Source organism: Rhodococcus sp. MEB041, from assembly GCF_030208955.1.
Lineage (GTDB): Bacteria > Actinomycetota > Actinomycetes > Mycobacteriales > Mycobacteriaceae > Rhodococcoides.
This window is the reverse complement of record NZ_JARVSZ010000001.1, coordinates 392,620-407,171: the sequence shown is the minus strand read 5'-3', so window position 1 is coordinate 407,171 and position 14,552 is coordinate 392,620. Positions and strand designations below refer to the sequence as shown.

At 68.9% G+C, this 14,552-nt stretch carries 14 protein-coding genes; 10 read left to right on the top strand and 4 right to left on the bottom strand.

Annotated features, from left to right (window positions below; genetic code table 11):
* Together QRN16_RS01930 and QRN16_RS01925 are read right to left on the bottom strand one after the other, a co-directional pair.
* Positions 1-1,137: a type III PLP-dependent enzyme domain-containing protein gene (locus tag QRN16_RS01930; RefSeq protein ID WP_285184419.1), complete on the bottom strand. Its 1,137-nt coding sequence runs from the start codon at positions 1,135-1,137 to the stop codon at positions 1-3.
* Positions 1,134-1,769 (bottom strand): TetR/AcrR family transcriptional regulator, encoded by a 636-nt coding sequence (locus tag QRN16_RS01925; protein WP_027504693.1) that lies wholly within the window; start codon positions 1,767-1,769, stop codon positions 1,134-1,136. Before QRN16_RS01925 ends, QRN16_RS01930 begins: the two co-directional genes overlap by 4 nt.
* A gap of 53 nt (positions 1,770-1,822) precedes the next feature.
* On the opposite strand from QRN16_RS01925, the gene QRN16_RS01920 reads away from it, so the two are divergent.
* From QRN16_RS01920 to QRN16_RS01875, 10 genes are all read left to right on the top strand, one after another.
* The gene (locus QRN16_RS01920) at positions 1,823-3,121 is read left to right on the top strand and encodes a D-arabinono-1,4-lactone oxidase (protein ID WP_285184418.1); all 1,299 of its coding nucleotides are present in this window, start codon (positions 1,823-1,825) and stop codon (positions 3,119-3,121) included.
* Positions 3,122-3,134: 13 nt separating this feature from the next.
* Entirely contained in the window at positions 3,135-4,631 is a 1,497-nt protein-coding gene (locus QRN16_RS01915; RefSeq protein WP_285184417.1) for a molybdopterin-dependent oxidoreductase, read from the top strand.
* Positions 4,632-4,895: 264 nt separating this feature from the next.
* Complete coding sequence (locus tag QRN16_RS01910) at positions 4,896-5,930, top strand: tripartite tricarboxylate transporter substrate binding protein (protein ID WP_285184416.1); 1,035 nt, start codon at positions 4,896-4,898, stop codon at positions 5,928-5,930.
* Between the two features lie 26 nt (positions 5,931-5,956).
* Positions 5,957-6,436: a tripartite tricarboxylate transporter TctB family protein gene (locus QRN16_RS01905; RefSeq protein ID WP_285184415.1), complete on the top strand. Its 480-nt coding sequence runs from the start codon at positions 5,957-5,959 to the stop codon at positions 6,434-6,436.
* A complete protein-coding gene (locus tag QRN16_RS01900; protein ID WP_285184414.1) occupies positions 6,433-7,938 on the top strand; it encodes a tripartite tricarboxylate transporter permease in 1,506 nt (501 codons plus the stop codon). Before QRN16_RS01905 ends, QRN16_RS01900 begins: the two co-directional genes overlap by 4 nt.
* Positions 7,931-8,830 carry a sugar kinase gene (locus tag QRN16_RS01895; RefSeq protein WP_056441903.1) on the top strand — a complete coding sequence of 300 codons (900 nt, stop codon included), beginning with the start codon at positions 7,931-7,933 and terminating at the stop codon, positions 8,828-8,830. The genes QRN16_RS01900 and QRN16_RS01895 overlap by 8 nt, the downstream gene beginning before the upstream one ends.
* Before the next feature lie 34 nt (positions 8,831-8,864).
* Positions 8,865-9,608: an IclR family transcriptional regulator gene (locus QRN16_RS01890; protein WP_027504686.1), complete on the top strand. Its 744-nt coding sequence runs from the start codon at positions 8,865-8,867 to the stop codon at positions 9,606-9,608.
* Positions 9,596-10,207 (top strand): bifunctional 4-hydroxy-2-oxoglutarate aldolase/2-dehydro-3-deoxy-phosphogluconate aldolase, encoded by a 612-nt coding sequence (locus QRN16_RS01885; RefSeq protein ID WP_222630489.1) that lies wholly within the window; start codon positions 9,596-9,598, stop codon positions 10,205-10,207. Before QRN16_RS01890 ends, QRN16_RS01885 begins: the two co-directional genes overlap by 13 nt.
* 12 nt (positions 10,208-10,219) lie before the next feature.
* A complete protein-coding gene (gene mgrA / locus QRN16_RS01880) occupies positions 10,220-11,272 on the top strand; it encodes an L-glyceraldehyde 3-phosphate reductase (protein WP_285184413.1) in 1,053 nt (350 codons plus the stop codon).
* Positions 11,269-11,736 carry a heme-binding protein gene (locus QRN16_RS01875; RefSeq protein ID WP_235578883.1) on the top strand — a complete coding sequence of 156 codons (468 nt, stop codon included), beginning with the start codon at positions 11,269-11,271 and terminating at the stop codon, positions 11,734-11,736. The genes mgrA and QRN16_RS01875 overlap by 4 nt, the downstream gene beginning before the upstream one ends.
* A 138-nt stretch (positions 11,737-11,874) precedes the next feature.
* Here the strand turns inward: QRN16_RS01875 and QRN16_RS01870 are convergent, their stop codons facing one another.
* Positions 11,875-13,806 (bottom strand): MDR family MFS transporter, encoded by a 1,932-nt coding sequence (locus tag QRN16_RS01870; RefSeq protein WP_156380482.1) that lies wholly within the window; start codon positions 13,804-13,806, stop codon positions 11,875-11,877.
* Positions 13,807-13,916: 110 nt separating this feature from the next.
* Positions 13,917-14,396 (bottom strand): MarR family winged helix-turn-helix transcriptional regulator, encoded by a 480-nt coding sequence (locus QRN16_RS01865; protein WP_027504681.1) that lies wholly within the window; start codon positions 14,394-14,396, stop codon positions 13,917-13,919.
* Positions 14,397-14,552: the final 156 nt, after the last annotated feature.

The window sequence follows — 14,552 nt, the reverse complement described above, 5'->3', positions numbered from 1 at the left end:
TCAGCCGAAGGCCCGACCCTCACCGCGGTAGGTGGGCAGTGTCGTGCGGGAACCGTCCGCGGACACAAGGTGCGCCTCGGTGAAGCGCTCGCACACCTCACCGGCCTTGGCGTGCCGGAACCACAGCCGATCCCCCACCGCCGCACCGGATCCCGCCACCGGCGTCTGGACCTCCCCGGCCCCCTCGGTGCGGATCAACGCCCCGCGTCCGATCAGTGACGGCACACGAGAGGCCCCCGTCGGTCCCGAGGCGATGTACCCACCCGAGAACGCTGTCGCGATGGTCCGCGTCGGCGTGCGGACGACGGGGAGCGCGAAGAACAGCGCCGGTCGTGCAGTGAACGCGTCGTAGCGATCGAACAGCGTCGGCGCGAACAAGCCGGAGCCCGCCGTCACCTCGGTCACCGCCGGATCCGCAGCCGACACCTCGATCGACCCGGTGCCCCCACTGTTCACGATCTCGAGTACGCCCACCTCGTCCTGCACGGCATCGATCACGGCGCGTCGCCGGAAGGCCAACTCTGACTCCGACTTCCGCTTCATCCACCGCACCGCTCGTCCGGAATCGGGCAGCCCCGCGATCTGCGCCTCGTAGAACATCACGCCGACGACGGACGCGCCGCGCCGGACCGCCTCCCGCGCCAGCGCGGCCACCTCGGCCGGACGACGTAGCGGCGACCGACGAACGCCGATGTGAGCGGGTCCGATGCGGAGCGACGCGTCGACGTCGAGACACACCCGCACCGGAGCTGCCCACGGACCGGCGGCGTCGATCACGTCGAGGTGTGCTCGCGAGTCGATCATGAGAGTGATGCGGCGGCACGCGTCGGCGTCAGCGGCCAGGGTGGCGAGCGCCTGTCGATCCACGGTCGGATAGCCGACGAGGATGTCCGGTACCTCGTTCAGCCACAACGCCTCTCGCAGCGAGTAGGCCATGACGCCCGCGAACCCCCGAACGGCCAGCGCACGCTCGAGGACACCGCGGATACGGACGGATTTCGACGCGAGACGGATGGGCGTACCGCCGGCCCGTCGCACCAGATCCGCGAGGTTGGCCTCGAGCGACTCCTCGTCGATCGCGAGCAGCGGCGGGTCGAGCTCTGCCGTCGCGGCACCGAGCCGATCGAGCACGGTCACGACGGCACCGCCTTCGCCGCGATGCGCGCGGCCAGGTCGTCGAGTTCCGCGATGACGGCGAGAGTGTCCTGGTCGACGAGCCACCGGAGAACCACCCCGTCGATGGTCGCCAGTGCGGAACGCGTCAACGACGCCATCGGTTCGGTCCACCGCATCCGTGATGCCTCGGCCGCCGCCTCGAGGAAGCTCTCCGTCTCGGTGTCCATGACGCGGTACTGCAACGTGCCGATGCCGGGTCCGGCTCCCGCGGAGCGCACCGAGTAGGCGGTGATCTCGTAGGTGAGCAGCTGCCGGTCGGCCGTGCTCTCGATGACCGACCAGAGTGCGGCCACGCCGCGGTGCAGTATCTCGCGCAGCGCACGGGGGCCGGCGCAGTCCCGCCGACCGTCGGCGGCGGCAGCGTGCAGGGCCGTGCCGACGGCGGCGCCGAGCTCCTGGACCAACGCCTCGCCCATGGCCGTGACGAGCGCTTCCTTGTTCTCGAAGCAGTAGTGGACGACGCCGAGCGAAACCTCCGCGTGTTCGGCGACGGCGCGCACGGTGACGGCGGCGATCCCGGCCTCCGCTGCCACGGTGAGCCCGGCCTCGATCAGCTGCGAACGCCGGAGATCGGCGGGGAGGCGCACGGTCATGGTCGAAGTCTAGGGGGTTGACCTGGACGGTTGTCCAGTACTTGTATCCATCCATGACCGAATGGACGAACTGGGCGGGAAACCAGCGCGCACGGCCCGCGTCGATCGTGAGACCGCACAGCGCCGACGAGATCCGGGACGTCGTCGTGCGCGCGCAGGGCCGGGTCCACGCGGTCGGAGCAGGCCATTCGTTCACCGGCGCCGCGCTGACGGACGGCGTCCTGGTGGCGCTCGACCATCTGACGGGCATCGAGGGTGTGGCCGCGGGACCGGACGGCACCACCGACGTCACCGTGCGCGCCGGAACGCGGCTGCACACCCTGAACGATCTCCTGCATGCCCGCGGACTGGCGCTGACCAACATGGGCGACATCGACGTGCAAGCACTCGCGGGTGCGATCTCGACCGGCACGCACGGCACCGGGGCGCGGTTCGCCGGGCTGTCCGCCCACGTGGTCGGGGCGCGACTGGTGCTGGCCGACGGCACGGAGGTCACGGTGTCGGACGGGCCGCTGTTCGAGTGCGCGCGACTCGGCCTCGGGGCGTTCGGGATCCTGACCGCCGTGACGATGCGGTGCGTTCCGGCCTTCGCGCTGCACGCCGAGGAGACCCCGGGTCGCCTCGGCGAGGCACTCGAGCGTTTCCCCGACGACATGCGCGACGTCGACCATCCGGAGTTCTACTGGTTCCCGCACACGGATCGGGTGCTGACCAAGCGCAACACGCGGCTGCCCGCCGACACGCCACTGTCTCCCGTGGGCCGCGTGTCGTCGTGGATCGACGACGAACTGTTGTCCAACAACGCCTTCGAGGTGATCAATCGCGTGACGATGCGAATCCCGTCCATCATCCCGAGGGTGAACACGGTGTCGGCGGCGGCCTGGTCGGGTCGCACGTTCACCGATCGCAGCTCGTCCGTGTTCGCGTCCTCCCGTCGGGTCCGCTTCCGCGAGATGGAGTACGCGGTGCCGCCCGAGTCCGTGCCGAGCGTGATCCGCGCGATCGAGGCCTGGATCGCGCGGACCGGTTACCGCGTGACCTTCCCGGTCGAGGTCCGCTGCGCCGCCGCCGACGACGTCTGGTTGTCCACCGCGCACGGCCGTGACACCGCCTACGTCGCCGTCCACCAGTACCACCGGCGGCCGGTGGGTGGGTACTTCGACGCGGTGGAGGCGATCGCTCGTGATGTCGGTGGACGACCGCACTGGGGCAAGCTGCACTCCCTCACCGCGGGCACACTTCGTTCGCTGTACCCGCGCTTCGACGACGTCGTGGCCGAACGCGAGCGAGTGGATCCCCACGGCACCTTCGGAAACGACTATTCGGACACGGTGCTCGCGCGACTAGAGTGACACAGTGAACGTGATGCGCAGGGCCCTGTCCGGAATCCTCTCGGCCGCCCTCGTGCTCGGTGTCGGTGAACTCCTCGCCGCCGTGGTCGGCCCGGACTCGTCACCGATCGTCGCTGTGGGGTCGGCGGCGGTGGACAACACCCCCGCAGGCGTCCGCGAGTGGGCCATCGACACGTTCGGCACCTCCGACAAGCTCGCCCTCTTCATCGGTATGGGTGTCGTCATCGCCCTCCTCGCCGCCGGAGCAGGCATCCTCGAACGTGCTCGGCGACCCATCGGATCGGCACTGTTCGTGATTCTCGGCGTACTCGGGGTCCTGGCGGCGATCTCGCGCTCCGGCAGTGGATCGATCGCAGCGCTCCCCACCGTCGTCGGCGTCGCGGTCGGCATCCTCGTCCTACGGTCGCTCGTCGAGCGCGCGGACCCGGACGCGTCGGAGGGGTTCTCCCGTCGACGCTTCGTGATGCTCGCCGGGATCAGCGCTGCCGCGGCCGTCGCGACCGGCGCCGCGGGACGGGTGCTCGGCGCCTCCACGCGGGCGGTCACGCAGGACCGCAACGCCTTCACCGTCCCGGTGCCCGACAGCCCGGCGCCGCCCGTGCCCGCCGCCGCGGATCTCCGGCTGCCCGGCCTGTCCCCGTACGTCACCTCGAACGCCGAGTTCTACCGGATCGACACCGCTCTCGTGGTGCCGCGGGTGAACTCGCAGGACTGGAGTCTGCGCATCCACGGCATGGTGGACAACGAGATGACGCTGACGCTGGCCGATCTCGAACAGCGCGTGTCCATCGAACGGATGGTGACGCTCACCTGCGTGTCCAACCCCATCGGCGGCGACCTCGTCGGCAACGCCACCTGGACCGGCTACGCCCTGAAAGACATTCTGGCGGAAGCACGTCCGCAGGCATCGGCCGATATGGTGATGTCCTCGTCGCACGACGACTTCACGGCCGGCACCCCGCTGGACGTCCTCATGGACGGGCGCGACGCCATGCTCGCCGTCGCCATGAACGGGGAGCCGCTGCCGATCGAGCACGGCTACCCGGCGCGCCTCGTCGTCCCCGGCCTGTACGGCTACGTCTCGGCGACCAAGTGGATCACCGACCTCGAGGTGACCAAGTTCAGCCAGGCCCGCGCGTACTGGACCGACCGCGGATGGTCCGAGCGCGGACCGATCAAGACGGCCTGCCGTATCGACACCCCCGTCGGCAGCAAGGACGTCCAGGCGGGCGCGGTGATGATCGCCGGCGTCGCGTGGGCCCAGCATCGAGGCATCTCCCGTGTCGAGGTCCGCGTCGACGACGGCCCCTGGACCGAGACCACCCTCTCCGACGAGTACTCGCGCGACACCTGGCGCCAATGGTCGTACGCCTGGACGGCCACCTCCGGCCAGCACCGCATCGAGGCTCGGGCCACCGACGGCACCGGTGAGGTGCAGACGGACGTGCGCGTCGACACCGTTCCCGACGGTGCGAGCGGGTACGCGAGCATGCCCGTGACGGTGCAGTAGGTCGCTCCTGCGCGGGTTCCCGCGGTACGCACGCCCCTCCGCCGACTGCAGGGGGTGTGCACGTCGCGGAACCGGTGCGCAGTGCCCCATTGCCACGGCGCGCACAGGCTTCGGCGCCCCACACCCCTTCCGGCTCGACGGAAGGGGTGCACTCGTCGTGCCCGCCGCGCGGGTACCGCCGCGTCGACGACGCCTCGATCACAAACGGACAATTGGTATGCGCTGGCTCACATATGGGTTATGGTGAGTGCACTCTCAGCAACCGTGTTGCAGACAGTGCAACACAATCCCATCCTGGAGGCATGCGTGCGCATCTCACCCTCTCGTTCCTCGCACCGGGCGCTCGGCGTCGTGGCAGCAGCGACCCTGGTCGCCGGCGTCGCGGCGGGCTGCGCGGATCGATCGTCCGGCGGCGCCGAGTCCGGCGAGGACTTCCCCACCGGCAACATCACCCTGCTGACGCCGACCGCAGCGGGCGGCGCGACCGACCTCACCGCGCGCACACTGGGCCGGCAGATGGAGGAATCCCTCGGTGTCAGTGTGATCGTCGAGAACCGACCGGGCGGAGCAGGATCCATCGGCATGCAGTACCTCGCCGATCAGGATCCCGACGGATACACCATCGGTGTTCTCCCGGTCGAGGTGAGCCTGCTCGGTCATCAGGGCTACTCGATCGATCCGGCGTCCTACGACTTCCTCGGACAGGTCAACTCCCAGCCCGGCACCATCGCAGTGCCGGCGAACAGCCCGTATCAGACTCTCGACGACCTCCTCGCCGCCGCGCAGGCCGATCCGGGCGGCATCACCGTGTCGAACGCCGGACCCGGAAGCATCTGGGAAGCAGGCGCCGTCGAACTCGGCAGGGTCGCCGGTGTCGAGTTCACGGGAGTCCCCTTCGACGGCGGCGCACCCGCGGTCACCGCGGCCGTGGGCTCCCAGGTCGATGCCGTCGTCGCCGGGATCGGAGAGACGGCACCCGCTCATGCCGACGGGCGACTCCGCGTTCTCGCCGTCTTCACCGAGGAGCCCGCCCCCGCGCTGCCGGGAGTCCCCACCGCCACCGAGCTCGGTCAGGACGTGGTGATCGGCAGTTGGGCCGTCATCGCGGCGCCGACCGGCCTGCCCGACGGCGTGGCCACCCGCATCGAGGGCGCCATCGAAAGCGCCTCCGCGACAGACGAGTACATCGATCTGATCGAGTCCGGCGGCAACCTGCCGCTCTACCGCTCCGCGGACGAGACCACCACCTTCGTCGGATCCGAGTCGGATCGATTCGCGGATCTGGCGGCACAGGAATGACGACGCACGACCTGACGGATTCGTCCGTGACGATCCCGGGCGACTCCTCCGAGGAGGACGTGCGGCACACGAGCCGCACCTACGAAGCGGTCATCGGCGTCGTCGTGGCCCTCGTCGGCGGCGCCCTGTTCGTCGCCGCACGGGACATCGATCTCGCCCGCGAGGGGCAGGCCTTCGGTCCGCGCTGGTGGCCCACCGCGCTCGCGATCTCGATGGTGATCGCAGGACTCGTCCTCGTCGTGCAGGCCTTCACGGGACGCATCGTCTCCGACGAGGCCGCGATGACCCGATCGGGCGGTGTCGCCCTCACCGCGACGCTGCTGGTCATCGTCGTCTACGGCACCGCCTGGCAGTACCTCGACTTCCGGGTCGTCACCGTGGTGCTGCTCGCCGCGCTCGTCGCGATCTTCGGCGGCCGAGGAATCAAGGCGCTCCTCGTGTTCCCGGTGGTCACCACGGCGGTTCTCTGGGTGATCTTCGGCATGCTCCTGCAGGTGCCGCTGTGAGCGCCGTCAGCGAGGGACTGAGCGCCCTCCTCGACCCCAGCATCGGGCTGTGCCTTCTCATCGGCATCCTGCTCGGCACACTCGTCGGTGCCGTGCCGGGCATCACCGCGGCGATGGCAGTCGCACTCGCGGCCGGCTTCACGCTCACTCTCGAACCGCTGCAGGGCCTCTCGGTCCTCCTGTCGATCTACGTCGCCGCCCAGTTCGGCGATCGGGTGCCGTCCATCCTCATCAACACGCCCGGCACCCCGGCGTCGATCGCCACCACCTTCGACGGGTTCCCGATGGCCAAGCAGGGGCGGGCCGGGATCGCACTGACGAGCTCGGCGCTCGTGTCCGCCATCGGATCCGTGGTGGGCATCTGCATCCTCGTCTTCGCCGCACAACCCATCGCGAGTGTGGCACTCCGGTTCGGGCCGGCCGAGATGTTCGCCCTCGTGGTGTTCGGCATGACGATGATGATCGGCGTCTCGGGTGGGCGCGTCGTGAAGGGTCTGTTCGCCGGCATCCTCGGCCTCGGACTCGGGGCCATCGGCCGCGATCCCATCACCGGCGACGGCCGCTTCACCTTCGGACTGAACGAACTGAGCTCCGGCATACCTTTCATCGCGGCGATCGTCGGCTTGTTCGGCATCGCCGAGGTGTTCAACCAGATGATCTGCCGCCGCCCCGGTCTACTCCCCGCACCGATCACACAGCTCGGAAAGTGGTGGCCGACCAAGGCGGAGCGCCGTGAGCTGCTCAAGCCGGCGCTCATCGGATCCGGCGTCGGGTCGGTGGTCGGTGTGGTCCCCGCGGCGGGCGGCGACATCGCCGGGATCGTCTCGTGGGACCAGGCTCGGCGGGCGTCCAAGCATCCCGAGAAGTTCGGGAAGGGCTCACTCGAGGGCCTGGCGGCCGCGGACACCGCCAGCACGGCCACCATGGGCGGATCGGTCACCACCACACTGGCACTGGGTGTTCCGGGCGACGCGGTGATGGCAGTCATGATCGGGTCGATGGTCATCTGGGGCCTGCAGCCGGGCCCGGCCCTGTTCGTCGACTCCCCCGACCTGGTCTACAGCCTCGCGGCGATCATGCTGCTCGCGACGTTCGGTGCACTCGCTCTCGCACTCGTCCGGATGCGCGGCGTGGTGAAGCTGCTCGACCTCCCGCAGCAGTACCTGTGGGCCGTCATCATCACCTTCTGCATGGTCGGGACCTACGCGGTGCAGAACAGCGCATTCGACGTCGGACTCATGCTTGTCTTCGGACTGCTCGGACTGGTGTTGCGACGCAACGGTTTTCCGGCGGGTCCGCTCGTACTGGGCTTGATTCTGGGTCCGCTGGCCGAGAGCAACATCCGTCGGGCGTTCCTCATCGACGGCGCCGCGAGCATCTACACCAGCGGTATCGCCGTCGGTCTGCTCGTGCTGAGCGCGCTGGCCGTCGTCGGCCCGTACCTGCGTGCCGGCCTGAAGAAGAGTCGCACCCGCGCCCCGAAGGAGAGCGTCGATGCCTGAGTTCCTCTGCATCGGAGAGACGATGACGCTCGTCGCACCGGTCGACGCCACCCCACTCCACACGGCGGATCTGTTCACCCTGCACATGGGCGGGGCCGAATCGACCGTCGCTCTCTACCTGGCCGAACTGGGACACGAGGTGTCGTGGGCCAGCGCGGTGGGCGCCGACCCGCTCGGCCGTCGCATCGTCGACGCCATCGCGTCCCACGGCGTCGACACCTCCCACGTCACCGTCCGCGAGGACGCGCCCACCGGCGTCTACTTCAAGGACCCGGACGACGGTGTCACCACCGTCCACTACTACCGGCGGGGCTCTGCTGCGTCGCGCATGTCGCCGGCGACTCTGGACGGACTGCCGTTGCACCGGACCGACGTCGTCCACACGTCCGGTATCACCGCGGGGCTGTCGCCGACCTGTGCGGCGATGACGGATCGACTGTTCGACCTCTGCGCCGGCACGTCGACGATCCTGTCGTTCGACGTGAACTACCGGCCCGGCGTCTGGTCGCGTGAGCGGGCCGCGCCGATCCTGCTCGATCTGGCCCGACGCGCCGACATCGTCTTCGTCGGCCGCGACGAGGCTGCCGACCTGTGGGGCACCGAGGACGCCCGGTCGATCGCCTCCCTCGTCGGAACGTCGGGAACGGTGGTGATCAAGGACAGCGATGTCGGTGCCACGGAGTTCACCCCGTCGGGCGACGTCTTCGTACCGGCGCACACCGTCGAGGTGGTCGAGGTGGTCGGGGCCGGTGACGCGTTCGCGGCGGGATACCTGTCCGGACTGCGTGCAGGCAAGGACGCACACGGCAGGCTGTCCATGGGGCACGATCTCGCCTCGAGAGCGTTGTCGAGCACCACCGACTTCGTCCCCGCAGCAGCGCTCGATGCCTGACGGCACGAGCCCCACAGTCGAAGGAGCGTGAACGATGTCGCAGAGCGTGGAACGAGCGGTCGAGATCCTGGAGTTCGTCGCCGTCCAGCCGCGGACCCAGAGCGAGGTCGCGGCGCATCTCGACATCCACCGGTCGACGGCACTGCGGGTGCTGCAGACCCTCACCGACCACGGCCTGACCCGCAAGCGGGCCGACGGGAAATACGGCGTCGGGTACCGCATCGCCGGGCTGGCTCACGCTGCGCGTGACCAGTTCGACCTCGCGAACACCGCTCGCCCGTATCTGGTCGGACTGGGTGAACAGTGCTCGCACACAGTGCATCTCGCTCAGTTGGACGGCGGCCGCATCATCTACGTCGACAAGATCGAACAACCCGGCATGATCAAGCTGTTCTCCCAGATCGGCGCTCCAGTGTGCCTGCACACGGCCGGCGTCAGCAAGGCGGTACTGGCATTCCAGGACCCCGAGGTGGTCGATGCCGTGCTCGACGGCGCGGACTTCTCGCGACACACGGCCACCACCATCACCTCTCGGCAGCAGTTCGACGAGGAACTGCGAGTCGTCGCCGAACGCGGCTGGTCGGTGGACGACGCCGAGTACGAGGACTACGTCAACTGTGTGGCGATGCCCGTGCGAGACGCGAGTGATCGCGTCGTCGCGGCGGTGTCCATCACCTCGCTGAAGGGGCGCGCGGACCTCGCCGCCCTGCAGAAACTGCTGCCCGACCTCCGGGCAGTCACCGACAACGTGTCGAAGGAGCTCGGATGGAGACCGTGAACGACTGGTTCGACGACGCGTTCTCGTCGCGACCCGTGATGGCCATTCTGCGGGGGTTCTCCCCCGCGCGGTCGGTCGCGCTCGCCCAGCGCGGCTGGGACGCCGGCATCACCTGCATCGAGGTGCCGGTGCAGTCCGCCGCCGCGGTGGACGCCCTGGCCGCGGTGGTGAGCGCGGGAGCCGAGCGCGGCATGACCGTCGGGGCGGGGACGGTGGTCACCCCCGACCTCGTGCGGACGGCACAGCAGGCGGGTGCCGCCTTCACGGTGGCTCCCGGCTTCGACCCCGCCGTCGCGCGGGCGAGCATCGACGCCGGTATGCCGCACCTTCCCGGTGTCGCCACCGGGACCGACGTCCAGGCAGCGGCCGCGTTCGGGCTCGGATGGGTCAAAGCGTTTCCCGCATCCGTCCTGGGCGCCGACTGGTTCGCCGCGATGAAGGGCCCATTCCCCGCGATGCGCTTCGTCGCGACGGGCGGCATGAACGCCCGCAACGCCCCCGACTATCTCGCCGCCGGCGCCGACGTCGTCGCCGTCGGGTCCGCTCTCGAGGACGACACCCAGATCGACCTTCTGAAAGACCTCTCCCTCACCCGATAGGAGTTCTCCTTCATGCCCTCCCTGCTCCGTGACGCATACACCCCGGCGTCGACCCGCTACGACTCGATGGCCTACCGGCCCGTCGGGACCTCGGGCCTCCTGCTGCCTGCCGTGTCACTCGGTATGTGGCACAACTTCGGCGACGACACGCCACTGCAGAATCAGCGCGAGATCATCCGCAGCGCATTCGATCTGGGCATCACCCACTTCGACCTCGCGAACGGCTACGGCCCTCCGATGGGCTCCGCGGAGAAGAACGTCGGCCGCATCCTGGCCGAGGACTTCGCGACACTCCGCGACGAGATCGTCGTCTCCACGAAAGCGGGATACGACTTCTTCCCCGGACCGTACGGCCGCGGCGGTGGTGCGAAATACCTGCTGGGCAGCCTCGACCACTCGCTGACCAGTCTGCGGCTCGACTACGTCGACATCCTCTACAGCCACCGGTTCGATCCGAACACCCCGCTCGAGGAGACGGCCCGTGCACTCGACACCGCGGTGCGCTCGGGCAAGGCACGGTACGCGGGCATCTCGTCCTACTCCGCGGAGCGGACCGTCGAGATGGCAGCTCTTCTCCGGGATCTCGGCACGCCGCTGGCCATCCATCAGCCGTCGTACTCGTTGCTCAATCGCTGGGTGGAGCAGGGAGTTCCGTCACTTCTGGACGTGCTGGACGCGGAGGGCATCGGCTGCATCGCGTTCTCTGCGCTGGCGCAGGGTCTGCTGACGACCAAGTATCTGGACGGCATTCCCGAGGGATCCCGCGCGACTCAGGGCAAGACCCTGCGTGACGGCATGCTGTCGGAGGAGAACCTCGGCAACGTCGCGGCACTGAACGGCATCGCCGAGCGGCGCGGACAGTCGCTGGCGCACATGGCGCTGGCCTGGGTGCTGCGTCGCCGACAGGTCTCCTCGGTGCTCGTCGGTGCGTCCCGGCCGTCGCAGATCGCGGACAGCGTCGCAGCCCTCGACAGCCCGCCCTTCAGCGATCAGGATCTCGCCGACATCGACGAGTACGCCGTCGACGGCGGTCTGAACATCTGGCTCGCCTCGTCCACCGCATGAGCACCCCGGAACTCGCCGCGGTGATCGCCGACGAGACCGCGGTCACCTTCGCCTCGTTCGACCTGGACGACGCCTGGGCTCTCGGTTGCCGGATGCGCGAGGCCGCGGCGACGCGTCGGCTCCCCCTCGTCATCGGCGTCGTGCACGGCCATCAGCGGGCGTTCCACACAGCTTTGCCGGGGTCGTATCCGGAGAGCGACGACTGGTTGACCCGCAAGACCAACACCGCCACGAGGTACGGGCGGAGCTCGCTGGGCGTGCTCGAGTTCTTCACCGCCACCGGCCGCGACTTCGATGCGCAGTCGCGCCTGCCCGCCGAGACGCACGCCGCCGCGGGTGGAGTGCTGCCGCTGCGGGTGGACGGCGTCGGAGTCGTCGGGTACGCGGGCGTCTCGGGTCTACCGCACCGCGACGATCACGCGTTCGTCGTGGAGCAGCTGCGGGAGTACGCAGTGAACCGATGATCGCTGGCGCACAGGTTCCCGCGCCGCACACCCTCGTCCGCCGGACAGAAGGGGTGTGCACATCACGGAACCCGTGCACCCCACGCACGAGAGAGCGGACGCACCCGAATCGGGTGCGTCCGCTCTGTCGTCGTCGAACTAGTTGTGCGAGGCGTCGAATCGCGAGTGCACGTCCGGCACGTGGACGTCACCGAGAACGCGAGCGATCTGGTCCTCGCTGAGACCCAACCGGCGCAGTCGTTCGCACACGGCGTCGAAGCTCAGCATCTTGGAATCGAGTTCCTGCTGGAGCTCGGCGACCTCGGCGCGCAGCACCTCGGCCTCCTCGAGTGCGTCGAGAGTCTCCGCGGGCTTGGGCAGCAGCAGCGACAGCAGCCGGTCGCGGGCATCGGTGCTCAGTCCGTCGAACGGTGCGGAGCCCTCCGCGGCCTCGTGCTTGCCGACGGGAGCGGTCACCGGTGCGATCTCGGTGGTGTCCGCGGTGTCGGTGCGAGCCTCGTCCTTCTGCATGTCCACGGCGGTCTCGCCCTGCACGTCCGAGTCCTCGACGGGCACGGCCTGCTCACCCTGAGGCTTCAGGTCGATCGTGGTGCGCAGCGGGCGGTTCGGGATGAACAGCACCGCGAGCACGGTGACCAGTGCAACGAACCCGGCGATCAGGAAGATGCGTCCGGTGGCGTCACCGTAGGCGGTACGGATGACCGCGGCGATCGGGTCGGGCAGCGATCCGATGTCCAGGGTGCCGCCGCCGTTGGAGCCGGCGGGGACACCGAGGGCGGCGAGTCCGGAGGCCGAGTTGTCGGCGACGCGGGTGGCGAGGACCGATCCCAGAACCGAGACGCCGATGGCGCCACCGAACGTCCGGAAGAACGCGACGGTGGACGATGCCGCACCGATGTTCTGCACGCTCACGGTGTTCTGCACGGCCAGCACCAGGTTCTGCATCAGCATGCCGGTACCGAGGCCGACGATGGCGATGAAGACGCCCACGAGCCACAGGTTGGTGGCGTGATCGAGCGTGCCCAGCAGACCGAAGCCGACCACGAGCAGGAAGGAACCGGTGACGATGAAGGGCTTCCACTTGCCGAAGCGGGAGATCAGCTGACCCGAGCCGACCGACGAGACGAGCATGCCGGCGACGAGCGGGATGGAGAGCAGGCCTGCCGCGGTGGGCGAGTAGCCACGAGCGGTCTGGAAGTACTGACCCAGGAAGGTGGTGGCGCCGAACAGGCCGACACCCACGGCGACGGAGGCGATGATGGCGAGTCCGGTGGTGCGCTCGGTGACGATCTTGAGCGGGATGATCGGGCTCTTGACCTTCGCCTCGACGAGGACGGTGAGGATCAGCAGAGCGACACCGCCGCCGACGTACATCGCGGTCTCACGGGAGATCCAGTCGTAGTACCCGGCCTTGCCGGCGAACGAGACCCAGATGAGCAGCACGGACACACCGGCGGTGAGGAGAAGCGCGCCGAGCCAGTCGATGGAGACGTCGTCCTTGCGCTCGGTGGTGATGTGCAGCGTGCGCTGCAGCAGCAGCAGAGCGATGACGGCGAGCGGGATGCAGACGAAGAAGCACCAGCGCCACCCGAGGGGGCTGTCGACGATGACCCCGCCGAGGATCGGGCCGCCGGACATCGAGACGGCCATGACGGCGCCCATGTAGCCGGAGTAGCGACCGCGCTCACGAGGAGACACGATGCTGCCGATGATGGCGACGACGAGTGCGGTCAGACCACCCATGCCGATGCCCTGCACCACGCGAGCGGCGAGCAGGATCGGCACGTTGTGCGCGAGGCCGGCCATGACGGAGCCGATGACGAAGATGACGAGTGAGCTCTGGACCAGCAGCTTCTTGTTGAAGAGGTCGGCGAGCTTGCCCCAGATCGGCGTCGAGGCCGCGTTGGCGAGCAGTGCCGTCGTGATGACCCAGGCGTACGCGGTCTGCGAGCCCTTCAGGTCGCCGATGATGGTGGGCAGGGCGGTCGAGACGATGGTCGTGCTGAGCAGGGCGGTGAAGAGCCCGGCGAGCAGACCGATCAGGGCCTCGAGGATCTGCCGGTGCGTCATCGGGGTCGAGTCCGCGGCGGCCTCGGCGGGAGCCGAGAGCTGATCGGTGTCACTCACCCGGGAGGGCGGAGTGTCGTGTGTGACGGTCATGTCTGTGGTTCTTCCTATTCTCAGTTATGCGAGAGGATGCGCTGGCCGGAGTGCCGGGCCTGCGCCTCGTCGGTGAAGGTGGACGTGAGTCGACGGATGGAGTCGAGGGCGGCATTCGCCTGGTCCTCGTCCCAGTCCCCCAACATGCGGGACAACCGTGCGACTCGGTGCTCCTTGATGCGGTCCAAGCAGGCGAGTCCGGCGTCGGACACCCGAACCCGGGTGGCACGTCCGTCGTCGGGATCGGGAGTACGCACGACGTGGCCCGCGTCCACCAGCTCGGCGAGCTGGCGGCTGAGCACGGACTGGCTGGTGCACATGGCGTTCGCCAGTTCGGACTGTCGGCACTCGCCGTGGGTGGCGAGCGTTCCCAGTACGCCGACCAGGGCGGCCGGCAACTCGGTGCGGTCGTCCCCCGTCGACACGGCCACGCGCAGTGCGCGGCCGAAGCGGAAGACTTCTTCCATCAGCAGCTCTGCTGTCTCGGTGTGGACGGCCACGGCGATCTCTCCTCGAACTCGTTTACTTGCTGTCTGCAACTATATAGATAGATACCTGAGGTAAACAACTATTAATGTGTCTCTCTTCCCGAGCCGTGGGGCGTGGCCCGGACCAGCAGTCGTCGCCGCCTCCTGTGAGTCCTCCAGAAGACGGCG